Origin of the sequence: Flavobacterium sp. 123 (genome assembly GCF_003634825.1) — a bacterium.
Lineage (GTDB): Bacteria > Bacteroidota > Bacteroidia > Flavobacteriales > Flavobacteriaceae > Flavobacterium.
Map to the genome: position 1 here is coordinate 2,825,990 of NZ_RBXD01000001.1, position 24,604 is coordinate 2,850,593.

Sequence of the window (24,604 nt, forward strand, 5' to 3'; positions counted from 1 at the left end):
TTAAATTAGTTAAATATCACAAATTGTTATAGCCTGTTTCAATGAGGCCAATTTATTTAGATTTTTAGGAATGAATTCTTGGCCAACAAATCCTTGAAAACCAGTTTTAGCAATAGCTTTCATTATTGCAGGATAATTAAGTTCCTGTGTTTCGTCAATTTCATTTCGACCAGGAACGCCTGCAGTATGAAAATGAGCAATATATTGATGATTGTCTCTAATGTTTCTAATGACATCACCTTCATCAATTTGCATATGGTAAATATCATAAAGCAATTTAAAATTCTCAGATCCTAAACGTTTAGCTAATTCCACACCCCAATGCGTTCTGTCACATTGGTAATCCTTGTGATCAATTTTGCTATTGAGCAATTCCATAACTAAAGTTACATTGTGTTTTTCGGCTAACGGAATTAATTTCTGTAAACCTATAACACAATTATTCCAGCCTTCTTCATCCGTTTTTCCTCTTCGGCTTCCGCTAAAGCAAATCAAGTTTTTATAACCAGCTTCAGCAACTAAAGGTATCATTTCGGTATAATTTTTAATGAGTATCTCGTGAAATTGAAGATCATTAAAACCATCAATTAGATTTATTTCAGCCCCATTACACATGGTAGAAACCATATTATACTTTTTTAATATTGGCCAATCTTTTGGTCCAACCAAATCAATACCTGTGATTCCTAATTTTTTAGCTTCTATACAAAGTGTCTCAATGTCTAAATCATTAAAACACCATCTTGCAACAGAATGATTAATATTTCCTTTAAGCATATTCGATTGCAATTTTTTGTCCTGTTTAGAATCCTCAAAATCAGAAAATCCAGAAGAAATACCAATAACAGCAGTTCCTGCTAATATTCCTTTAATAACAGATCTTCTATCTAAATTGGTACTCATTATTATTATGCAGCAGAAGAAACCTCTTCTGTTTTATTTTTATCATTAAATAAAAGGGCAAAAAGTATAAATACAGCCAAAGCTATTCCTGCAGGAATAATCCAAACCATTTGCCAATTAATACCACCTTCTAAGGTTTTGTAATTATCAGTAATCCAGCCTGCTACAGCAAAACCAATCAACATTCCTACACCATATGTAGCTAAAGTGATTAACCCTTGAGCGGCACTTTTATATTTTTCACCAGCTTTAGAGTTGGTGTAGATTTGCCCTGATACAAAAAAGAAATCATAACAAATACCATGTAACGCAATTCCAATGATTAACATGAAACTCAAATCATTACCATTACCATAAGCAAATAATACATAACGAATAGCCCAAGCTAACATACCCACTAAAATAGTTTTCTTAAATCCGAAACGGCTAAAAAATACAGGAATTAACAATAAAAATAATGCTTCAGATATTTGACCTATTGCCATTTTTCCTGTTGGATTTTCAACTCCAGCTTCTGTTAAAAATGGGTGTGCATTTTGATAATAAAAGGCTAGGGGAATACAAATAAGAATTGATGAGATAAAAAATACTGCGAAGTTTTTGTCTTTCAAAAGTTTTAGAGCATCAAGACCGATAATATCTGAAATCTTAATTTTTTCATCTGAAACTTTTGGAGGAGTAGCAGGTAAAGTAAAACTGAAAACACCTAATATTAACGCAGCAATACCAGCTAATAAGAAAGTATTTTTAAGCATTCCTTGTGATATTGCTTCTGAAGTATCCCAATGGAATACAAAACTAATAGCTAATCCAGCTAAAATCCAACCAATAGTACCCCAAACCCTAATGTTTGCAAACTCTTTTTCAGGATCTTTCATTTGATTAAAAGCAACTGAGTTTACAAGTGCTAATGTTGGCATATATAAAACCATATAACTCAATACATAAGTATAAAACATACCTACTTGTTCTGATTGATACATTTGATACATCAAAAATGCACCAACAAGATGAAGAATACCTAATATCTTTTCTGCATTAAAATAGCGGTCTGCAATTAAACCAATGATGAAAGGAGCAATGATTGCACCCCATGATTGTGTTGAAAAAACAGCAGCAGTTTCAGATCCAGTTGCACTTAGATTATTACCTAAAAAAGTACCTAGTGTTACAAACCAGGCGCCCCAGATAAAAAATTCTAAAAACATCATGGTTGATAATTTAATTCGGGTAGTAGTATTCATTCGTTTTTGGTTTTTTAATAGTTATAGTTTTACTTAGTTATATTTTATTACATTCCTGTTTCACAACCAGTTGTAACTTTCATTGAATTCCATTCTTTAATCATAATGTTTCTATACCAAACATTTTCACCGTGATCTTGCAAAGCAATTTTACCTTTTTTAGACGAAGCAAAACCTGGCCATCCAGCAAATTTACTACCAGCAACCAATGCTTTAAAATTATCATCCCAAAGTGTTGTTTCAACAACTTTTACACCATTAAGCAACATCGTTAGTTTTCCAAATTTGCATACTAAATCAACTGAATTCCATTCGCCAACTGGTTTTACTGGCTCTGAAGAACTTTTAATTAAATCATACAAATCTCCTGCTCTGTGTTTTTCGATTTTCCCGTCAGGATGACCGTCATTGTCTAAAACTTGCATTTCTAAACCTGTTTCATAAGTATTTTTATATTTATCTAAATCTTCATTTACATAAAAAATAATACCACTGTTTGATTTTGGAGCTACTTTCCATTCTAATTTCAAATGAAAATTCTCATAATCTATATCTGTTACTAAATCTCCTCCTTGACCATTTTTAGCCGCCGCAGGATCAAAGTGTAAGACTCCATCTTCAATTTTCCAAGCTGTACCAGCAGTTTTCTTTCCGTAAGAATGCCATCCAGTTGTTGTTTGTCCATCAAATATTGATTTAAATCCTTTTGGTAATGTTTGTCCATTTGCTGTTTGAATCATTATCATAAGAATTAATGAGCTACAAATATTTTTAACCATTTTTTTAAAATTTTATTTTTTTGAATTAATAATTACCCTTTTTATAAAGTTAAAGCTTTCCAACCTTGACGATATTCTCTTTTGATAAATTGGTTCACTTCATCAAAATTTGTAATTTTCATAGCATCATTATCCCATAATAATTTTGCTGAACGTCCTGGATAAACTTCTTCACCAAGTTCTTCTCTCATTACATCATAACCTCTGATAGCAAGGTTTGCCATCAATAAAGCTTCAGTCAAAGGACCTGCGATTTCAAAAGGAGAACTTAATTCCTGTTTGCCATAACCAGCCATAGCTGCTTCAATCCATTGTTTGTAATGACCATCTGAACCATCTTTTACTCTAGCATATTTTTGAGCTACATTAAGATTTTCATTTTTACTTAAAGGAAGTAAACGAGGATTTAATCCGTATGTATCACACATCATTTTACCTTTAGTTCCGGTAAATAAAGTTCCGTTACCTCCATCACCAAAAATTTCATTTGGACCTAATTCTGTAGGTCTTTCAGGCTGAATACCACCATCCATCCAATGAACAGTTACATCACCTAAAGTTTTTTCAGTTTTAGGAAAAGTTAAAGTTACATGACTTGAAGGCGGGCAACTTTCTGGAAAATAACCTCTTTTGAATTCATCAACATAAACAGACCCAACACTACATTGTACATCTTTAGCATATTTTAAATTCAATACACTAAATGGAGCTTCAAGTAGGTGACATCCCATATCTCCTAAAGCACCTGTTCCATAGTCCCACCATCCACGCCAGTTAAAAGGCACTAACTTATCTACATAATTTTTATATGGAGCAGTTCCTAACCACAAATCCCAATCTAATTCTTTTGGAATTTCAGTGTTAGCTGTTGACCAAGGAATTCCTTGTGGCCAAACAGGACGATCGGTCCAAGCATGAATTGTATGTACATCACCAATTAAACCAGCTTCGTACCATTCTTTCATAATTCGAGTACCATCATTTGAGGCACCTTGATTTCCCATTTGGGTAACAACTTTATATTTTTTTGCAGCTTGAGTCAAAAGACGTGCCTCATAAATATCATGAGCCATTGGTTTTTGAACATATACATGTTTTCCTAGTTGCATTGCTGCCAATGCTTGTATAGCATGGTTATGATCCGGAGTTGAAACAGAAACAGCATCAAAATTTTTATGCTCTTTGTCTAACATTTCACGCCAATCTTTATAAAATTTAGCCTTTGGATATGCTTTTACACTATCAGCAGCTCTTCTTGTATCTACATCACATAAAAAAGAAATATCTGCTTTCCCACTTTTATAAAACATAGCAGTGTCTGACTTTCCTTTACCACCAACACCAATACTTGCTATTGATAGACGATCGCTTGGTGCAATATATCCTCTTCCTAAAACGTGACGAGGTACAATCATGAATGCAGCAGCTGCCAAAGCACCTGTTTTTATGAAATCACGACGGTTATTTGTGATTTTATTATCTTCTTCTTTTTTCATGTATATATTTAATGGGATTAGTTAGTCTATTTTAAAAACTTATATTTCAAATCAATATTTCGCGTGAACAAGCAATATATTGACCTATTTTTTCAAGGATAAAATATAAGTAGCTATTGTTTTAGCATCTTCTTTTTTCAAACTTGGATGTGCAGCCATTGGAATTGATCCCCAAACACCTGAACCACCTTTAATTATTTTTGCAGATAAATAATTAATGTTTTTATCATTTAATGTATATTTTTTTGCAATGTCTAAATAAGAGGGTCCAACTAATTTTTTGTCAATTTTATGACAACCAACACAATCCATTTTAGCAATTAATTTCTCTCCATTTGAAGCTTGATAAACTGCTTCTGTTTTTTTTGTGTATTTTTCTTCTTTATTTTCTTTTGAAAAAGAAGTTAAAGTAATCATTGCAACGCTCAATAATAAATAAGTAATTTTCATTTTTTTGTTTTTTATAATCCTAAATTTTTTCTGTTTAACTCTGTATTTGTTTCTACGGCTGCAAAATCATCAAACGCCTTATCAGTAACTTTAATAATGTGTTTTTTAATAAATTCAGCACCTTCGCGAGCACCATCTTCTTGATTTTTAATACAACATTCCCATTCCATTACTGCCCAGCCTTTATAATCATATTGCGCTAGTTTGCTGAAAATAGTTTTAAAATCAATTTGACCATCACCCGGAGAACGGTAGCGTCCTGCACGATTAGCCCAACTTTGATATCCACCAAAAGTCCCTTGTTTTCCAGTTGAATTGAATTCGGCATCTTTTACGTGAAACGCTTTTATACGTTCATGATAAAAATCGATATATTGGATATAATCTAATTGTTGTAAAACAAAATGCGATGGGTCATATAGAAGGCAAGCTCTAGAATGATTATTTACTGCTTTCAAAAACATTTCATATGTTTCTCCGTCAAATAAATCTTCTCCAGGATGAATTTCATAACAAACATCAACACCATTTTTGTCAAATTCATTCAAAATTGGTAACCAACGTTTGGCCAACTCTGCGAATCCATCTTCAATTAAACCAGGTGGACGTTGTGGCCAAGGATGAAAATATTGCCAAAGTAAAGATCCACTAAACGTAGCATGCGCATTTAATCCTAAGTTTTGAGAAGCTTGTGCCGCATATTTCAATTGTTGAACCGCCCATTCTTGTCTAGCTTTTGGGTTTCCTCGTAAGTTAGCAGGAGCAAAACCATCAAAAAAATCATCGTAAGCAGGGTGTACAGCTACTAATTGACCTTGTAAATGAGTAGATAATTCTGTTACTTGTAATCCGTAAGATGCAATTTTACCTTTCAACTCATCCGCATAGGTTTTACTTTCTGCTGCTTTTTGCAAATCAATAAATCGAGCATCTAAAGTTGGTATTTGCATCCCTTTGAAGCCTAAATCAGCAGCCCATTTGCATATACCATCTAATGAATTAAATGGAGCTTGGCCACTAATAAATTGTGCTAAAAAGACACCAGGTCCTTGTATTGTTGTCATATTTTATTATTGTAAACTTTTAAGAATTCCTAATGATGTATTACAAAACGTAAGGAGTCCATTTTTTATCGGACTGCGCAGAAGCTACTACGTTATCAATAAACGCCATACCTCTTAATCCGTCTTCAACAGAAGGGAAGTCTAACATTTCTGGTGTTGGTTCTTTACCATCTAATTTGCAACCAAGCGTTAAAGCAAAGTTGCGATAGATATTAGCAAAAGCCTCTAAATAACCTTCTGGATGTCCACCAGGAGTACGACAATTATGTATGGCAAATGAAGATAAATGTGCGCCATAATTTGAACCAGCTCTTAAAATTTGAGTTGGTTCATCTAACCATTTAACTATTAGAGAATTTGGTTCATGCTGAAACCATTCAATTCCTCCTTTTTCACCATATACTCTAATTCTTAAAGCATTTTCTTCACCAGCAGCAACTTGAGATGCCATCAAAACACCTTTTGCACCATTATCAAACTTTAACATTACCGCACCGTCATCATCCATTACACGACCTTCAACTAGAGTGTTTAATTCCGCGCAAATATCAGTGATTTTTGAACCTGTAATATATTCAGCAAGATGCGCTGCATGAGTTCCAATATCACCCATAACAGAACTTTTTCCTGATTTCTTTGGATCAGTTCTCCAAGCAGCTTGAGCATTACCTTCTCTTTCAGATAATTTACTCAACCATCCTTGAGGATATTCAACCCAAACTTTACGAATTTTTCCTAGTTTTCCTTCGCGAACCATTGCTTTCGCTTGTTTCACCATTGGATAACCAGAGTAGGTATGTGTCAAACAAAGAATTAATCCTGTTTCTTTTAATTTTTGTTCTAAAAGTCTCGCTTCTTCCATTGAAAAAGTGATTGGTTTTTCGATAACAACATTAAAACCATAATCCAAAGCCATCATTGCTGGAGCAAAATGAGCAAAGTTAGGAGTAACTATAGTTACAAAATCGATTCGTTCATCAGCAGGCAGAGCTGCTTCAGCTTTAATCATTTCTTCATAAGTAAGGTATGTTCTTGATTCTGGAAGAAACAACGCTTTACCAGATGCAACTGCTATTTCTGGATTAATACTCAATGCACCGCAACTTAATTCTATAAGTCCGTCCATATTTGCTGCTAATCTATGAATTGCTCCGATAAAAGCATCTTGGCCACCACCGACCATACCCATTTTTAATTTTCTCATAATTTGTAACCTAGATATTTTTTTTCTTTAATTCTTTTACTGCATAATCACAAGCACGAGCTGTTAAAGCCATGAATGTTAACGATGGGTTTTGACACGCAATTGAAGGCATACAAGAACCATCAGTAACAAATACGTTGTTTACCTCATGCATTTGATTCCATTTGTTTAAAACAGATGTTTTTGGATCATTACCCATTCTAGCAGTTCCCATTTCGTGGATAGCCATACCTGGATAGCAATCGTTATCATACGTTCTAACATTTTTCATTCCTGCAGCTTCAAGCATTTCAGCAGCATCATTAATCATATCTTCACGCATTTTTGCTTCATTCTCTTTGTATTCACAATCAATAGCCAATACAGGTTGTCCCCATTTGTCTTTTTTAGAATGATCGATGTATACTTTGTTTTCGTAGTAAGGCAACATTTCACCAAAACCACCTAATCCCATACTCCAAGAATCAGCAGGAAGAGACATTGTATCTTTGAAATCACCACCAAAGGCTAATTCAGCAACTTCTTTATGCCACAAACCTCTACTAGCACCACCTTGATATCCAAAACCTCTTAAGTAATCTCTTTTGTCGTTACCAATATTTTGGTATCTTGGAATATAAATTCCGTTTGCTCTACGTCCGTAAGTGTATTTATCTTCAAATCCTTCTGCACTTCCTTCAGCTCCACAACGGAAATGGTGATCCATTAAATTGTGTCCTAAATGTCCACTTCCATTTCCTAATCCTGTTGGATGCGCCTCCGAAGTAGAGTTTAATAATATAAAAGTTGATCCTAAAGTTGATCCATTTACAAAAACAATTTTAGCATAAAACTCCATTGTTTCATTTGTTTCAGCATCTATAACCATTACACCTTTTGCTTTTTTAGTGTCTTTATCATAAATGATATGATTCACAATAGAGTAGGGTCTAACCGTTAATCTTTTAGTAGCCATTGCAGCTGGAAGAGTAGCAGATTGTGTGCTAAAATAAGCACCAAAAGGACATCCGCGACTACATAAGTTTCTGTATTGACAATTTCCACGACCATTGTGAGGAACCGTTAAATTTGCGGTACGACCAATTGTCATAATTCTTGATCTGTTGTAGTGTTTCTCAATTCTTTCTTTAACTGATTTTTCTACACAGTTCATATCCATTGGAGGAAGGAAATGTCCATCTGGCAATAAAGGCCAATTTTCATTTTGCCCACTAATCCCTGCAAATTTCTCAGCATAATCATACCAAGGAGCAAGATCTTTGTAACGAATAGGCCAGTCATTACCATGACCATCTTTTGCATTATCTTCAAAATTATGGTCGCTAAAACGGTAACTTTGACGTCCCCACATTAATGATTTTCCACCTACGTGAAATCCTCTATACCAATCAAAACGTTTGTCTTCAGTATATGGACATTCAATATCATTTACCCACCATTTTTCATTAGCTTCACTGTACGGATAATCTCTTTTTTGAACCGGATGCGTAGCTTTTTGTTCTTCAGTAAGTCTACCAGCGTGTTCAAATTCCCATGGCGCTTTCATAGCAGATTCATAATCTGTTACGTGTTCAATGTTCATTCCTCGCTCCAGCATCAATACTTTAAGTCCTTTTTCTGTAAGTTCTTTTGCTGCCCAACCACCACTAATTCCTGATCCTATTACAATAGCATCATAAGTGTTTTGTTCCTTTAAATTGGTATTTATATTCACGTGTATGTAATTTTTTATTTGTAAAATAGTTTAATAGCAAGTAGATTTTGATAACTACTAGTTAGTAGCCCAAGCTTTTTGTCCAGGTTTGTATTCTGCACTTCCATCATATCTACCAGGTACTGGAAGATATTCACGAGCTTGAGTACATCCAATTTCTGAAGAGAAATAACCAAGAATTGTTAAATCTCTAGCGATCAAAAAGAATGAAGGTGCTTTATTAGAAGCAATAGCTTCATCAGTTAAACTATGCATTAATTTTTGACGCTCTTCGATAGACATTGACATAAAATCTTTATTGAAATCTTTTAAGCATTTCGCTTGCATATCTTTCATTCCAGAAGCAAAAATTTGTTGCATTTGAGCTGGGTAACAATCACGAACCATCATTGGAATAAATGCTCCCAATCCTGCTGCTTTAGCTCCAGGAGATGATGCTGTAGTTGGAATTATAATATCTGCAAATTCAGCTAAGATTTCTTCATCTGTTGCAGAGAAAGATATAAAGTTTTTATCCTTATCTAAAACAGTAAAACTTTCAAATAAAACTCCCATTGTTGTCGCTGATATTGCGCCACCCATTAAAAACGCTACTTTTTTTAGTGCTTCCCGTCTATCCATTTGATATAATTATTATTTATTATAAATTATTGATGAAAATTATGCAATTATTAATGCATTACAATAATAAATAAAAAAAAGACAGATTCGTTTTTTTAATGTTAATTTATTGACGGAATTAAATAATTTATAAATTATTAAGGGTTTAGCTTTAAAAAATTCATCAAAAACTAGCTCAATTTAGTTAAACACAAAGGAAAATGCAGTTTTAAGAATTATCATAAAATGTTAAAAAGAGTAATAACGCGATTTTAAGTAGGTTTTTTATTCCAAAAAAAGCTTCTACAACGTTTTTTTCGTCCTCATTGCGTTAAAATGACGTTTTATGTTGAAATAATTTTAAAAAAAATACGCTCCTAAAAACTAGAGAAATTTAAGCTTTAATTCTGGAAACATTATTCGAAATTTATCTTTCAAATAACCCCAATGTACCACCAACCCAATCCTTGTCTTTATTAAATTTAACACCTATCATTTCGCCACGACTCAGCCTAGCTAGATTACAAAGAAGAGTAGGGGAATCATTCCCTTTTTTCCATACACAAAGGACTCGAATTTCAGCTTTAACCTTTCCATCTGGCGATTGTACTATAGGAATATAATTAACTTTCTTTTGCAGAATATAAAGTTCTTTATCCAAAACAGATTCGACATCTTCTTTTTTTACATGAAAAATAACACCTGAACCCGAAAACGAAAACAAAGGCTTTAGAACATAATTTTCAAGATCTTCAGGTATTTCTTTTAAGTCACTCAAAAGAGTAGTTTCTATAAAATACTTTCCTTTTAAAAAAGGTAAAATAAACTTACTGATTCTAAAAAACCAATTCGGATGGCCCGCCCATTCTACATCTAGGTCATCTGAAAAACTAAAATTCAATTTTAAATCTGTTCGCAAATCTAATTCATCAAAAATGACTCGATTGTAAATTCGCTTTATCTGAATGTCATTTCCAGCTTCGTTTTTATAAAATAGTTGTTTCCCTTTTTTTATTACATCTGTAACACATACTATAGGAATACCAATATCTCTTCGGCAGTAGTAGAAATCAATTTTTGTGTTTTGCTTTTCAGGTTCAATCTCAAGTAAAACTACATTTTCTTTGGGATGATTATTACAAATTACATCCTCTAAAATAGTCAGATATTCTTGAGATTCAATGCCATTAACAAAAGGCGTTAACGATTCAAGAAAAGAATATTGCTTCTTGAATTTTTCATATAAATTAATCTGATAATTAAATAAAGAAGGGAATCCTTGAACCTCAATTAACTTAGGAATAACAAGTCCATCTTCTTCACATATCCCAAAATCAATAGCCAAAAAAGTGGTGTGTTCATCTTCATTTGGAACTTTATTATTTAATTCTAACGATTTATCAGTTAAAGATTTAAACCTTTCGTCCTTAATCAAAGCTATAACTTCATTTGAACCTTCAATCAATTGATTTTTTAGTTCATTTGAAATAAAAAACGGTGTTTCTCCTAATCGAAAAGTTGGCATGTAATCAAAATCAGAAGCAATATCATCTTTTAATTGCTGGTATTTATCTTCTGTAAATTGAGCATTAAATAACTCCCGATATTTAGAAACCATATTCTTATTTCTTTAATTAATTAGAAAGTGTTTTATTTGTTTTTATCAAGTCATTTATAGCAATACGGAGAAAATTTGGTATTAAAGTTTCATTTGTTCGGTATATTTTATCATCATCTAATAAATCTTCCAACATATTTCGGAACTTTCTTTTTCCTTTCATTTTTCTAATCTTATCCTTAACCTCTTTATTTCTAAGATGCGAAATAAAACTTATTGGATCTGCTTCTGGATGAAATTGAGTACCAACAAAATAATCTGTGAACCGAACCGCCATAATTGCTCGCTCATATTGCACGTAATCCCGTATTTTTTCCAAAGAAATGATTTTAGCACCTTTGGCTTTAAAAACACTCAAATTGGGTTGAACAACCTGATAATCTCTAGAATCAATAGCGTAAAACGGATCGTCTAATCCTTCAAAAAGAGGATCGTTAATTCCTTCTTTTGTTTTATGAATAGTCATCACACCAAAAGAAGTATCGTTGCGCTTTGTAATTTCGGCCAAGCCAAAATGTTTACAAGCCATTTGAAACGAATGACATATAAACAAAACGTGTTTTTTAACTTCATTTTCGGTATTCCATCTATTGAGCTTATCAATAAATTCATAGTATTTTACGTCCCAATCCCCATCACCAACCAAGGGATTTCCTGGACCACCAGAGGAAATATAAATATCAAATTTTTCTATATTAGGTAATTCAGCTTTTTTTCTTACATCAAAAATCTCAAAGCTAATAACTGGGGTAAATCGATTTATGACATCAATAATACAGCGCATTCCTTGATTTGGCTCGCCATTATACATATCTAAAATTGCAACTTTTATGGTATTTTGATTCATTATGTTATTTTTAAAAAATCATACAAATATATTGATTTTTTATATGTGATTTTTTGATTTAAAGCCCTTTAGTAAATTCATCTGTAATAAAATCTACAACCTTACATAAATCATTTGTTTGTTGAAAAACAGCCAATTGTTTATCTGCTCCAGTTCCGTTTTTTAATATTTCATGCACAAAATTAATGTCCTCCCGACTGCCTAATTCATCAACTACATCATCAATAAAATCCAATAATTCCAGAATCAGCATCTTAGTTTCTACTTCTTTTTGCAATCCAAAATCAATCATATTATTATCGATTCCGTAACGAGCAGCTCTAAATTTATTTTCTTTAATCAGTGCCAAACGATAAATATTGAAACTGGTATTGTTCATGTTTAGTTTGTACAACTTAGCCACAATAGCCTGAATTATAGCTACAATACAAATTGTTTCTTCCACAGTTAAACACATATCGCAAATTCTAAATTCGATGGTATTGTAAAATGGATGTAGACGTAAATCCCACCATATTTTTTTAGGATTATCAATACAATTGGTTTTAACTAATGTGTCTAAATAATTTTCATAGGAACTTACGGAATCAAAATATTCAGGCAATCCAGTTCTTGGAAATTTATCAAAAACCTTAGTTCTAAAAGATTTATATCCCGTTTGTCTTCCTTCCCAAAAAGGAGAATTTGTAGAAAGCGCAAATATATGTGGCAAAAAATAGGTTGCTTGATTCATTAATTGCAAGCCAATTTCTCGATTTTCAATACCTACATGACAATGCATTCCAAAAATTAAATTAGAACGCGCTGCATCTTGCAATTCATTAACAATGTCATGATATCGGGGATCATCCGTTATGGGTTGGTCTTGCCATTTAGAAAAGGGATGGGTTCCTGCACCACCTACAATCAGTTCTTGTTTATGAGCTAATTCAACTATTTTTGACCTCAAAAACCGAATCTCATTTCTGGCATCACTAACACTATTACAAATATTAGTCCCTACTTCAACCACAGATTGATGCATTTCTGCTTTGACCTGCTCGTTTAAAATTATTTTTGCACCATCAACAATTTTTGATAAATGGGAACGTAAATCTCTAGTAACAGGATCTATAATTTGATATTCTTCTTCAACACCAAGTGTAAAAATCGGCAATTTTTTCATTTTCATTCTTTTTTAAAAACAGTTCCTTTCGGAAGCACAGCATACTCTTTTACATTCAAATTGGATAGATAATTTATTTATTCTCAGCAACAGCTTCTTTGATAAAAGTACCCCAAGTCAAATTGATTTTTCCTGATTTTTGTTTTTTTGCGAAAGCAATAGCCATTTTAGCTGATTCTTCCACAACCCATTCGAAATTCTCTGCTCCAACAGAATTAATATCCGCATCAGGCGCAGGATTTCCAAAATCTATGGCATATGGAATTCCATCTCGAACAGCAAATTCAACAGTATTAAAATCATATCCTAATCCTTTACAAAGGCGTAAAGTGTACTCTTTTATGGTAGCGAGTAACTTTTTATCTACTGGCGGTCCATCTATCACATAGCGTAAATGGTGCGGATTCCTAGGTTCATACTGCATAATTCGAACTGCTTTACAACCCAAACAGTATACTCTGAAATACTCTGTGAATACAATTTCCTCTTGTAACATCATAACTAATTGTCCCGTTTCCTGATGCTTCTCCCAAAATTCTTCTTTGTTCTCAAGGCGATATACATTTTTCCAGCCACCACCAGCATAAGGTTTCATGTATGCAGGAAAACCAATGTAATCAAAAATATACTGCCAATCCATTGGATATTTTAGGTTTCTGAAAGAATTTCCGGTTGTATCAGTAGGATGTTCCGCAGAAGGTAAAATAACGGTGTTAGGCAAGGGAACGCCTAAAGTATTCGCTAAAGCATTATTGAAAAATTTATCATCCGCACTCCACCAAAAAGGATTATTAATCACATTAGTTCCCGTAAGTGCAGCATTCTTTAAATAGGCGCGGTAAAAAGGAACATCTTGCGAAATTCTGTCTATAATTACAGCATATTCTCCTCCTTGATTTTGAACTACTTTATCTATAGAAACTGCTTCGGCTATAATTCCTTTCTCGTTTTTTGAATTCACTCTATCAATAAAAGCCTGAGGATAGGTATCTTCCATACCATATAAAATTCCAATTTTTTTCATATTAATCTATTTTTAGAAAAATTTAATTCGAGATAAATAATGTGGGAACATTTCTTTCCAAACAGGCCAATCGTGTTCTCTATCTGGTCGGATATCCAACCAATGATGTACGTTTCTATCACTTAATATTTTGCTAAGTTTTAGATTAGAATCATAACAAATGTCCCAATTTGATGTTCCTAAAACAATATCCATATTCCATAATTCAGGATCGTTTAAACCATACAGATAATCTTCAGGACTATTATAAAAAACATCATCATTATGAAATCCATCCATAAAACTCTTGATGCTAAATGCTCCGCTCATAGAAAACATATGACTCACATAACCTGGGTGTCGAAAAGCAAAATTAGCGGCATGATACCCTCCAAAACTACATCCAGCAAGTGCTACTTTTCCAGAAGGAGTATTGTTTTTAACTCGTTCAACTAACTCATGACAAATCATTTTATCATACCAAACATGATTTTCAATACGATGAATCGGGTAAATTTGTTTGTTGTAAAAGCTATCTTTATCAATACTCGCCGGACAAAATATTTGGATTAATCCTTGTTCTAAATACCATTTAGCAGATTCAATTAATCCCATATCCTTGTTTTCATGAAAGCTCCCCATAGAAGTTGGGAATAAAATTACAGGATATCCAGCATGACCAAAAACTAGCATTTCAACATCTCTGCTCAAATTTGGCGAATACCATTTAAAATACGCTTCTTTCATAGCTTTATTTTTAACAATTATAATGAAAAAAAACGAGCCTGAGGCATTATTTTATATGATTAGTGGAATTTTTTTACAAAAAAACGCAATGATAATCAAATGATGATAAATCAATAACGTTTACTTAAATAAGACCTTTTTTTTTAAATTTTAAGCAACAAAAAGCTGCTTAAGAAATTGTAATCCTTGTCCAATTATAATTAAATAGTTTCAAAGAGTTGTATTTGACTTTTTAATCTTTCGATAAGCATTCCCATCATCCTTTTGTTTAGACTAGAAGAATTTTTGATATACAAGGCATATTCCTCTGCGGTGAATAATCCAATAATCATTCCTTTCAAAGAATTTCTAAACTTGATATCTTTTTGAATGGCATTGTCTATAATGGTCATTCTTTTTTCAATGGAATGCGCATTAAAATCAATATGATTTTTACTTGTATAATTTAGAAATGAAACAATAAACAAATCGTTTTGCAGTTTCAAAATTGGACGAAGTACCTCATTTTGAAACAATTCATCTGCTGAGGATTGAGGTGTCACGGTTCCTAATGTTGGACCACGGAATTCTTTTAAAAAAGCATCTCTTTGATTCATCTGTTTTTTCTTTAAAAATAAAAAAAATAGCAATAGTAAAAGCTTATTTTTGTCATTATAAATAAACAATATGAGATTTCATACTAGAAAATGGGTGAAACCCGAAGATTTGAACCCAAACGGAACTTTATTTGGAGGAAAACTATTAGCTTGGCTTGACGAAGAACTAGCTTTATATTCGATTATTCAATTAGAAAACTCTCGAATTGTTACCAAACATATGTCGGAAATTAATTTCAGAAGCTCTGCAAAACAAGGAGATATTATTGAAATTGGAATTGACGTGGTGAAATTTGGAAACACATCGCTCGTATTGACTTGTGAAGCTAGAAATATGATGACACGTGAAACCATTATTACCATTGACAACACAACTATGGTTAGTCTTGGCGCAGATGGAAAACCACAAGCACATGGCAAAACTCAAATAGAATACGTTAAAGATCGTTTGTGAAAAATCTAAATACTTGTTTCATTTGAAAAACGATTTAGAATTTCCATAGCTTTATCTGTGTCTTTTTTGTCTACAAAAATATGATCGTGATAAAAAGCCGCAACTACATTACAGCTAATCCCATCTTGAGATAAAGCTTTAGAAAAAGCTGCAGTCAAACCAACAGCTTCTAAAGAAGAATGAACCGTTAATGTTATCCATGAAGCACTATAGGAGTAGGGAAGTGAGTGTAAATTCGCTACTTCTTTTTTAAGTATAATTGTAGTTCCTTCTTGCTCTTTGAAGGACATAAGAACATCACTATCCGCTAAATTCACTACTGAATTCATTACACAAAAAACATATTCACCTTCGTTTAACTTCGGTTTCATGGTTTTGAGTAATTTTTCTAAATCTTTTTCTCCAGTCATTTTATTTCTTTTTAAAATACTGAATAATCCCATACGCAGAAACTAATGTCCAAGAACCTTCCAAAATAATGAAAGGCATATAATCCAATAGGATAGAAGCAAAGCAAGCTATTCCAGCTCCCATAAAATTTATAGATAAATATCCTAAACTCTCTTTAGATAATTTATTAGTAAGGTTCAGAAAATAGGCTATCGAAAGTAGGGTTACTCCAATAAATCCAATCCAGTCTGTTAAAGTCATAATGTATGTGTTTAGCCCATTAAATTCCCGAAGAAGCGATTGATTTTTCAGTAGGAAGCTCATAAATTTCCAAATCAAAATAGCCTACTGAGGCAATAATATGATCAAAAATATCAGCCATAATGTACTCATAATTTTCAAAGCGTTTGTCATACGAAAAAGCATAAATCTCTAAAGGAATCCCTTGAGAAGTTGCTTGTAATTGTCTGCAAAGCATAATCATCTCCTTATTCAATCCTGGATGTTGATGCAAATACTCTGTTATATATTTTCTAAAAACACCAAAATTTGTCATGTTTCGTCCATTAACAGGCACAGATTTATCGATATTATGTGCTAAATTGTATTTATTAATTTCTGCTTTTCGAGTATCAATATAGGCGCTAATGAGTTCAATTTTTTTTAAATTTTCTAATTCGGTGTCATTCAAAAATCGGATACTCCCTGTTTTTATAAGCACGTGCCTTTTGATGCGTCTCCCATCTGAATTCAACATACCACGCCAGTTTCTGAACGAATCTGAAATCAAACTATACGTTGGAATTGTAGTGGTCGTATTATCAAAATTTCGAACTTTAACCGTAGCCAAATTGATTTCGATAACATCACCATCAGCTCCATAGCGCTCCATTGTAATCCAATCTCCTATACGAACCATGTCGTTAATCGCAACCTGAACACTCGCTACAAAACCCAAAATCGTATCTCTAAAAACTAAAATAATAACCGCAGAAACAGCTCCTAAAATAGTCAATAGTTCATTTTGGTTGATATCAAATATTTTTGATACAATAACTGTCAGACCAAACAACCAAAACACTATCATGATAACTTGAATAAAACTATCAATTGGTTTATCACTATATCGAGGTTTCAGTTTCAAATAATCTCTTAGGGAACTAAAAATTGTTCTAATAATCCACAATAGTAGAAGAACAATGTATACACCAACTAATTTTCCGAAAACACTTTCCCAATATTCAAATCGATCTAAAATAATTGGAACTGCTTTATAAATGAACAACAGCGGAATTAAATGCGCAATATACTTTTCAGTCTTATTAGCAACCAGAATATCATCAAATCTAGTTTTAGTATTTCGTGCTATAATGGCCATTACTTTAACCAAAACAAATCTAAAAACTAAATAAATCAAATAGGATATAAGACATAAAACTAAAATATTTAGCACTAAGCTCAGGTAGGACGCAAAAGTACTTCCCAATCCCCATTTTCTGAAAATTGGATATAAAAAAGTGAATATCTTTTCAATGATTTTATACATTTCTCAAGTATTTCTTCTCCATGTAAAATGTACCAAATGGCACTACAGAAGCCGCACAAACAAGGCCTAATTTTTTCATTCCCCAATTATCTTCAAATTTCAACATCAATGCTAAAATGATGTAGCCAACAAATAATAAACCGTGAGCCATTCCTATAGGAAATAATAGTGTTTTATATAAATCAAAGTTTGTTGGTTTGATAAAAAGCATATTTGAAAATAAAACCAAATATGAAATCCCTTCAAGGATTGCGATAATTTTAAAAATTTTGAGCATTTAAAATACAATTAACGATTTAAAGAATAGATAAAGAACTAAAAATCCTGTTTTAAGGACTTTTACACACACAAAATTAGGTATTATCGTTCGTTTTTGATGCATTCATTGTCAAAGTAATTTACTTTTGTAATCTTAAACTTTGATAATGAGCAAACGTGATTTAAAAAAATACCTGTCGGAGCTGAATAAAGAGCAACTTGAAGAACAAATCTTAGCGTTGTATGAAAAATTCAGTCCCGTAAAAGTGTATTATAATTTTGTTTTTAATCCAAAAGAAGAAACACTTTTGCAGGAATGCAAACTCAAAATTTCGAATGAATATTTTCCTATAAAAAATTCAGGACGACGATGCAAACCTAAGATGAGACGCTCTGTGGCACAGAAATACATCAAACATTTCATCTTGTTAGGAGTAGATCCATTTGTAATTGCTGATGTAATGTTATACAATATTGAAATCGCTCAAGCATATTCTTCCGAAAATCTTATCAAGCAAGAACTTTTCTATAAAAGTATGTTTAATTCCTTTGAGCAAGTCATAAGTTTCTTGATTTCGAATGGTATTTTAACCGAGTTTAAACCCCGTATAATGAACATTCACAAAGAAACCATTGCTCAAAAATGGAAAAATGAACCTGAATTCAATGCCGTTATTGAACGATTTGAGTATTAATTTATCCCCATAAACCAATTTTATTTAATCCAATCTAATTCTTTTAAATTAAAAGTAGCGGATTAACTGTTTTTTAGGCGTACTTTTGCAAAAATCCAATAAAAATAAATGCCGCAAAATACATTAGAAATAGAAATCGAGGACAAAAAAGAACTTTATGCTTACCAAAAAGGTGACATAGATGCCATTTTTGAACGCATAGATAATGGCCCCCAACAACATCATTTATTGTATCAATTGCCTACAGGTGGAGGAAAAACTGTGATTTTTTCAGAAATCGTAAGACGCTATTTATCCAAGCATGACAAAAAAGTGGTCGTTTTAACACACCGAATTGAACTTTGTAAGCAAACTTCAAAAATGCTCAAAGGATTTGATGTCAAAAACAAAATCATAAATAGTAAAGTTAAAGACCTACCAGACCAAAACGATTATTCTTGTTTTGTGGCGATGGTTGAAACACTAAAAAACCGAATCAATGATGAAAAATTGCATTTGGATAACATTGGGCTTGTAATTATTGACGAGGCGCATTATAATTCCTTCCGAAAATTATTGAGCTCTTTCAAAAACGCATTTATATTAGGAGTTACTGCAACGCCTTTGAGTTCTAATATTAAATTACCAATGCACGAAAGCTATGATGAATTAATCGTAGGAGACACCATTGGTTCTTTAATCGACAAAGGATTTTTGGCGAAAGCCATAACTTACAGCTATGATGTAGGATTAACTTCTCTAAAAGTTGGAATCAACGGGGATTACACCGTAAAATCTTCGGATGATTTATATACCAATATGGCCATGCAAGAAAAATTATTGCATGCTTATACCGAGAAATCGTTAGGTAAGAAAACATTGATTTTCAATAATGGAATAAATACATCATTGTATGTATACGAAACATTCCGAGAAGCAGGTTATGGTATTCGTCACTTAGATAATACCAGCAGTGCCGAAGAACGAAAAGATATTTTACATTGGTTCAAACACACGCCAGATGCTATTTTGACCTCGGTAGGAATCTTAACCACAGGTTTTGATGAGCCTACAGTAGAGACAATTATTCTAAACAGAGCTACAAAATCATTGACTTTATATTTTCAAATGATTGGTCGTGGTTCCAGAAAATTAGCTCATAAAGATGAATTTACCGTTATCGATTTAGGAAACAATGCCGCTCGTTTTGGCTTGTGGAGCGAACCCGTAAACTGGCAACACATTTTTAAATCACCAGAATTTTATCTAGAAAATTTACGTGATGATACTGAAATCGAATTGTATTTCAAATATTCAATGCCTCCAGAAGTTCGTGCTAAATTTAGCAAAACTGCGGATGTAACTTTTGATGTAGATGAAGAACACAAACTGATTATCAAACAAAATCTGCGTTCAAAAGTAGTTTTAGAAAAATCATTGGAGCAACATGCGTCAATGTGTATTGATAATTCTGAAACGCTGCAAGAAGCTAAAGCGCTAGGAAAATTACTTGATGACGATATTGAATGTCGCATCAAACGCTATTCAAAATGCTTGAGCCAATGCAGTAAAAACTACCGCGAATGGTTAGTTGACGATTACAAACTAAAATTAGTTTTGTTAACCGGTAAAAAGTATCGTGAAAAAATCATGAACGAACCTGATTGATTTATACTTTAGGAGCTAATCCCGCTATTCGTTGCAATCTTTTCCTTTTTAAAGAAAAAAAGGAAAAGGATTTTCGCTGCTATCGGGGCTAAAAATAAAGTAGAAAACATCACTTTTTTATAAAATTATAAAATTCAAAAAAATGCAAAAACAATTCTCTGATTTAGGAATTTCCACTCCCATACTGAAGGCACTTTCTGATTTGAAAATTGTTGTGCCAACAGAAATTCAACAAAAAACAATTCCATTACTTTTATCCAATACAACGGATTTAGTTGGGCTTGCAAAAACGGGTACAGGAAAAACAGCTGCTTTTGGATTGCCAATTTTACAATTAATTGATACTAATTCACCCGTAATACAAGCCGTAATTCTAGTTCCTACACGTGAACTAGGGCAACAAATTTTCAAAAACTTAGAAAGTTTTGCTACTTATTTACCTGAAGTTTCTATTGCAGCAACTTGTGGTGGAATTCCAATCAAACCACAAATAGAACGCTTAACAACACCAACTCATATAGTTGTAGCAACTCCAGGACGTTTAATTGATTTGATTCAACGCAAAGCCATAAACTTAAAAGAAACCAAGTTTCTCGTACTCGACGAAGTGGATGAAATGGTAACAATTTTAAAAGAAGGTTTAGACGAAATCATTACAGAACTCCCTAAAAACCATAAAACATTTTTATTCTCTGCTACTTTAGCAGGACCTATAAAACAACTCATTCAGAACTACTTAAACAAAAATGTTGTTCAAGTCAGTGCTAATATGGAAACTGTAGGGAATCAAGGAATTGATCACGAATATATCGTAGTTGATCCAATTGAAAAACTAAATGTTTTAATGCATTTTTTAAATTCAAAAGAAGGAGAAAGAGGAATTATCTTTTGTAAAACAAAAGCTGCCGTTAATAAATTAGCCAAAAATCTGGCTATCAACAGATTTTCTTCTGGAGCTTTACACGGTAGTTTATCGCAAGGAATTCGGGATCGTATTATGGAACAATTTCGCGAAGGCCATATTAATATATTAGTTGCAACGGATTTGGCAGCAAGAGGAATTGACGTCAAAGAAATTTCTTATGTAGTAAATTATCACTTGCCCGATGTTTATGAAGTCTATGTTCATCGTAGTGGTAGAACAGCCAGAGCAGGAGCAAAGGGACTTTCATTAACGGTATTACAACCTGAAGAAGTTCCAGAAATTGCTGATTTTGAAAAAGAACTAGGAATAAAATTTACTGAATTTAAAAAACCTACAGATACTAGTATTGAAGAAAATAATACCCTTTTGTGGGCAAAACAAATCTTTAAAACTAAACCAAATCACGATGTTAATCCAGAGGTAAAGGAAAAAGTAAAAACTATTTTTCATCATTTAACTAAAGATGAATTGATTGAAAAATTATTAGCAAATCATCTGTTGCAAAACAAAAATGAACCTAAAGAAAAGCCCATTAAAAAAATGAAAAGAAACTAATTTTAGATTTTTTTAATAAATCATACCTCTAAAAGCATCCATAAATAGTGTATATTTATAGGATGCTTTTTTTATAACTCAAATTATAAAATAATTTTATGGAAATTATAATCATCGGAGGAGGTTTTGCAGGTATTAATCTAGCTAAAGAGCTATTAAATCAAGAAGGAATTAACGTTACTCTTGTTGATAAAAATAATTATAATTTCTTTCCACCACTCATATATCAGGTAGCTACAGCTTTTTTGGAACCATCCAGCATTAGTTATCCGTTTCGTAAGTTTTTTGCAGGTAAAAAAAACTTGCAATTTCGACTTGGAGAACTTGAAAAGGTAATTCCTGCTGAAAACAAAATTATTCTTAATAATGGAACATTAAATTACGATTATCTGGTTTTTGCAACTGGAGCAGAAACGAGTTATTTTGGAATGGAGAACGTAAAGAAAAACGCCATTCCAATGAAAACACTCAATGATGCTATTGAGATGAGAAATACAATTTTAAAAAATTTAGAAAAAGCGGCCATTTGTAAAGACATCCGAAAACGCAGAATGCTTTTAACGGTTGTAGTTGTTGGAGGTGGGCCAACCGGAGTTGAAGTCTCTGGAATGTTTGCTGAAATGAGACGAAGTATTTTTCTTAAAGAATACCCAGAATTAAGTACAACGGCCAGTAATGTATATTTAGTTGACGGTGGTGATGCATTATTATCACCAATGAGCAAAGAATCACAAAGCGACACACTCGAAGCTTTGACTAACTTAGGAGTGGTTGTAAAACTTAATAATAGAGTCGTTGATTATGTTGATGACACCGTGTTTTTTTCGAATGGAGAAACCATTAAAACTAAAAATCTAATTTGGGCAGCAGGAGTTTCCGCTAGAGAATTTGAAGGAATTCCAGCAGAAAGTTACGGACGTGGCAAACGTATGGCAACAGATGCTTTTAACAAAGTAAATGGGACACAAAACATTTATGCAATAGGAGATACCTGTATTCAATTTACCGATAAAAATTTTCCAGAAGGACATCCACAAGTGGCACAAGTTGCCATTCAACAAGGAATAAATTTAGCAGATAATTTCAAATTAATGCATCAAAATAAACCATTAAACCCCTTTGAATACAATGATAAAGGTTCGATGGCGATTATCGGAAAAAACAAAGCAGTGGTTGATTTACCAAAATCTAAAATGCATTTTAAAGGTTTCTTCGCTTGGATGATTTGGCTATTTATACACCTAATTTCATTGATTACGTATCGCAATAGGATTAATACATTCTACCATTGGATGATTGCCTATTTCTCTAAAGATCAATCTTTACGAATGATTATTAGACCTGATAAAAAATAAAATGCTATTAATGCCCTATTTGAATTTCATCATTAGGGGAATTTACAATAGTATTTTTAATTTTTATTTTTCCAATATTCAAAACTATAAAAGCAGCAATAGTTGTTACTGCAATTATAACTACAATAGGTGTCATAGAATCTTTTACAAAAACACCCACTAAAAAAGAAGCAAATGCACCAAATCCTAATTGGATAGCTCCCATCAAAGCGGATGCGCTACCTGCATTTCTTGAAAAAGGAGCAAGGGTAAGTCCAGCCGTATTTGGATTTGATATTCCTAAACATGCTAAAAACAGAAATAACATAGCAATAGTTCCATACAATCCTAACATATCATTCATTGTTAACACTAAAAAAACAATAGCTATGATAGATTGACTTAAGAATGCGCCATATATCATTTTTTCACTAGAAAATTTCCTTAAAAGCAATGAATTGAGTTGGCTAGCACCTATAAAACTCAAAGACATAAACGCAAATATCCAACCATAGGATTTAGGATCAACCTTAAAGATGTCCATAAATAAAATAGGAGAAGCAGCAACATAAGTAAACAATCCAGAAAAGGCTATGGATCCAGAAAAAGCATAAGTATAAAATTGAGGAACTTTTATTATGCTTATAAAATTAGTAATGATAGGTTTTGGTTTTAATGAAATAGAAAGATTAGGTTCATAACTATTAGGAAGAAGCATTTGAGAGGCCAAAAGAATTATAATTCCCATAAACATCAATATAAAAAACACCGTATGCCATCCATAATCTTCCGTGATATAGCCACCAATAGTTGGAGCTAACATTGGAGAAAGTCCAACAACTAACATTAATAATGAAAATACTTTTGGAATATCTTTTACAGGAAATAAATCTCGTACCATTGATACCGAAGCAACCGCTGCAGCACAACTTCCAACAGCTTGAATAAAACGCAATCCAATAAAAACATCAATATCTGTTACAAATGCACATTCTAAAGATGCCAATATATAGACTAACAAACCCCAAAACAAAGGCTTTTTTCTACCAAAACGATCTAATAATGGCCCGTATAATAATTGTCCCGCAGAAATTCCTATAAAATAACTAGACAATGTCAACGAAACATTAGCAACTGAAGTATTCAAATCTTTAGCAATACCAGCAAAACCAGGTAAATACATATCAATAGAAAACGGACCTAATGCCGTTAGTGAACCCAAAATCAAAATTAATTTAATGTATTTTCCTTTAGTCATTGTGTAGAATTACTTTTGGCAAAGGTAAATATTTAAAATACGAATCAAAATTTATCATTAAATCTGATACATTTGATAGTGTTTGCAATGTCATTTTATGCACTATAATTTA

25 protein-coding genes are annotated in these 24,604 nt (G+C 32.6%); 5 read left to right on the forward strand and 20 right to left on the reverse strand.

Annotated elements, in window-relative coordinates; translation table 11 throughout:
- Positions 1-9: 9 nt before the first annotated feature.
- The 15 genes from C8C88_RS12430 to C8C88_RS12500 all read right to left on the reverse strand — a co-directional run bounded on the left by C8C88_RS12430 (position 10) and on the right by C8C88_RS12500 (position 15,430).
- Entirely contained in the window at positions 10-903 is an 894-nt protein-coding gene (locus C8C88_RS12430) for a hydroxypyruvate isomerase family protein (protein WP_121338429.1), read from the reverse strand.
- A 5-nt stretch (positions 904-908) separates the two neighbouring features.
- Complete coding sequence (locus C8C88_RS12435; RefSeq protein WP_121338430.1) at positions 909-2,147, reverse strand: nucleoside permease; 1,239 nt, start codon at positions 2,145-2,147, stop codon at positions 909-911.
- A gap of 47 nt (positions 2,148-2,194) precedes the next feature.
- Positions 2,195-2,887 carry a DUF1080 domain-containing protein gene (locus C8C88_RS12440; RefSeq protein ID WP_233549338.1) on the reverse strand — a complete coding sequence of 231 codons (693 nt, stop codon included), beginning with the start codon at positions 2,885-2,887 and terminating at the stop codon, positions 2,195-2,197.
- Positions 2,888-2,967: 80 nt separating this feature from the next.
- A complete protein-coding gene (locus tag C8C88_RS12445) occupies positions 2,968-4,422 on the reverse strand; it encodes a Gfo/Idh/MocA family protein (RefSeq protein WP_121338432.1) in 1,455 nt (484 codons plus the stop codon).
- Positions 4,423-4,506: 84 nt separating this feature from the next.
- Entirely contained in the window at positions 4,507-4,872 is a 366-nt protein-coding gene (locus C8C88_RS12450) for a c-type cytochrome (RefSeq protein WP_121338433.1), read from the reverse strand.
- Positions 4,873-4,883: 11 nt separating this feature from the next.
- On the reverse strand, positions 4,884-5,936 hold the full coding sequence (locus C8C88_RS12455; protein WP_121338434.1) for a sugar phosphate isomerase/epimerase: 1,053 nt from the start codon (positions 5,934-5,936) through the stop codon (positions 4,884-4,886).
- 40 nt (positions 5,937-5,976) lie between these two features.
- Positions 5,977-7,140, reverse strand: coding sequence for a Gfo/Idh/MocA family protein (locus C8C88_RS12460; RefSeq protein WP_233549339.1), 1,164 nt, complete (start codon positions 7,138-7,140; stop codon positions 5,977-5,979).
- Positions 7,141-7,150: 10 nt separating this feature from the next.
- Complete coding sequence (locus C8C88_RS12465) at positions 7,151-8,854, reverse strand: GMC oxidoreductase (RefSeq protein ID WP_121338435.1); 1,704 nt, start codon at positions 8,852-8,854, stop codon at positions 7,151-7,153.
- A 57-nt stretch (positions 8,855-8,911) separates the two neighbouring features.
- Positions 8,912-9,475, reverse strand: a complete 564-nt coding sequence (locus tag C8C88_RS12470) for a gluconate 2-dehydrogenase subunit 3 family protein (protein ID WP_121338436.1) — start codon at positions 9,473-9,475, stop codon at positions 8,912-8,914.
- Positions 9,476-9,881: 406 nt separating this feature from the next.
- The gene (locus C8C88_RS12475; protein WP_121338437.1) at positions 9,882-11,072 is read right to left on the reverse strand and encodes a hypothetical protein; all 1,191 of its coding nucleotides are present in this window, start codon (positions 11,070-11,072) and stop codon (positions 9,882-9,884) included.
- Between the two features lie 16 nt (positions 11,073-11,088).
- Positions 11,089-11,919, reverse strand: coding sequence for a type 1 glutamine amidotransferase (locus tag C8C88_RS12480; RefSeq protein ID WP_121338438.1), 831 nt, complete (start codon positions 11,917-11,919; stop codon positions 11,089-11,091).
- A gap of 58 nt (positions 11,920-11,977) precedes the next feature.
- The gene (locus tag C8C88_RS12485; protein ID WP_121338669.1) at positions 11,978-13,084 is read right to left on the reverse strand and encodes a carboxylate-amine ligase; all 1,107 of its coding nucleotides are present in this window, start codon (positions 13,082-13,084) and stop codon (positions 11,978-11,980) included.
- A 73-nt stretch (positions 13,085-13,157) separates the two neighbouring features.
- Positions 13,158-14,108, reverse strand: coding sequence for a RimK family alpha-L-glutamate ligase (locus tag C8C88_RS12490; RefSeq protein ID WP_121338439.1), 951 nt, complete (start codon positions 14,106-14,108; stop codon positions 13,158-13,160).
- A gap of 12 nt (positions 14,109-14,120) precedes the next feature.
- Entirely contained in the window at positions 14,121-14,834 is a 714-nt protein-coding gene (locus tag C8C88_RS12495; protein WP_121338440.1) for an esterase family protein, read from the reverse strand.
- A gap of 200 nt (positions 14,835-15,034) precedes the next feature.
- The gene (locus C8C88_RS12500; protein ID WP_121338441.1) at positions 15,035-15,430 is read right to left on the reverse strand and encodes a glyoxalase; all 396 of its coding nucleotides are present in this window, start codon (positions 15,428-15,430) and stop codon (positions 15,035-15,037) included.
- A 70-nt stretch (positions 15,431-15,500) separates the two neighbouring features.
- On the opposite strand from C8C88_RS12500, the gene C8C88_RS12505 reads away from it, so the two are divergent.
- Positions 15,501-15,884, forward strand: coding sequence for an acyl-CoA thioesterase (locus C8C88_RS12505; protein WP_121338442.1), 384 nt, complete (start codon positions 15,501-15,503; stop codon positions 15,882-15,884).
- A 5-nt stretch (positions 15,885-15,889) separates the two neighbouring features.
- Here C8C88_RS12505 and C8C88_RS12510 read toward each other — a convergent pair whose 3' ends face one another.
- Genes C8C88_RS12510 through C8C88_RS12525 form a run of 4 tightly spaced genes read right to left on the reverse strand, consistent with a single transcriptional unit; the run spans position 15,890 to position 18,097 of the window.
- Positions 15,890-16,294, reverse strand: coding sequence for an ACT domain-containing protein (locus tag C8C88_RS12510; protein ID WP_121338670.1), 405 nt, complete (start codon positions 16,292-16,294; stop codon positions 15,890-15,892).
- A gap of 1 nt (position 16,295) precedes the next feature.
- Positions 16,296-16,535 (reverse strand): hypothetical protein, encoded by a 240-nt coding sequence (locus C8C88_RS12515; RefSeq protein ID WP_121338443.1) that lies wholly within the window; start codon positions 16,533-16,535, stop codon positions 16,296-16,298.
- A gap of 19 nt (positions 16,536-16,554) precedes the next feature.
- The gene (locus C8C88_RS12520) at positions 16,555-17,820 is read right to left on the reverse strand and encodes a mechanosensitive ion channel family protein (protein WP_121338444.1); all 1,266 of its coding nucleotides are present in this window, start codon (positions 17,818-17,820) and stop codon (positions 16,555-16,557) included.
- Positions 17,813-18,097: a DUF3817 domain-containing protein gene (locus C8C88_RS12525; RefSeq protein ID WP_121338445.1), complete on the reverse strand. Its 285-nt coding sequence runs from the start codon at positions 18,095-18,097 to the stop codon at positions 17,813-17,815. Before C8C88_RS12525 ends, C8C88_RS12520 begins: the two co-directional genes overlap by 8 nt.
- Positions 18,098-18,245: 148 nt before the next feature.
- On the opposite strand from C8C88_RS12525, the gene C8C88_RS12530 reads away from it, so the two are divergent.
- From C8C88_RS12530 to C8C88_RS12545, 4 genes are all read left to right on the forward strand, one after another.
- Positions 18,246-18,773 (forward strand): DUF6155 family protein, encoded by a 528-nt coding sequence (locus tag C8C88_RS12530; protein ID WP_121338446.1) that lies wholly within the window; start codon positions 18,246-18,248, stop codon positions 18,771-18,773.
- A 108-nt stretch (positions 18,774-18,881) separates the two neighbouring features.
- The gene (locus C8C88_RS12535) at positions 18,882-20,420 is read left to right on the forward strand and encodes a DEAD/DEAH box helicase (protein ID WP_121338447.1); all 1,539 of its coding nucleotides are present in this window, start codon (positions 18,882-18,884) and stop codon (positions 20,418-20,420) included.
- 142 nt (positions 20,421-20,562) lie between these two features.
- Positions 20,563-21,900: a DEAD/DEAH box helicase gene (locus tag C8C88_RS12540; protein WP_121338448.1), complete on the forward strand. Its 1,338-nt coding sequence runs from the start codon at positions 20,563-20,565 to the stop codon at positions 21,898-21,900.
- Between the two features lie 98 nt (positions 21,901-21,998).
- Entirely contained in the window at positions 21,999-23,255 is a 1,257-nt protein-coding gene (locus C8C88_RS12545; RefSeq protein WP_121338449.1) for an NAD(P)/FAD-dependent oxidoreductase, read from the forward strand.
- Between the two features lie 7 nt (positions 23,256-23,262).
- Here C8C88_RS12545 and C8C88_RS12550 read toward each other — a convergent pair whose 3' ends face one another.
- Positions 23,263-24,492 (reverse strand): multidrug effflux MFS transporter, encoded by a 1,230-nt coding sequence (locus tag C8C88_RS12550; protein WP_121338450.1) that lies wholly within the window; start codon positions 24,490-24,492, stop codon positions 23,263-23,265.
- Positions 24,493-24,604: the final 112 nt, after the last annotated feature.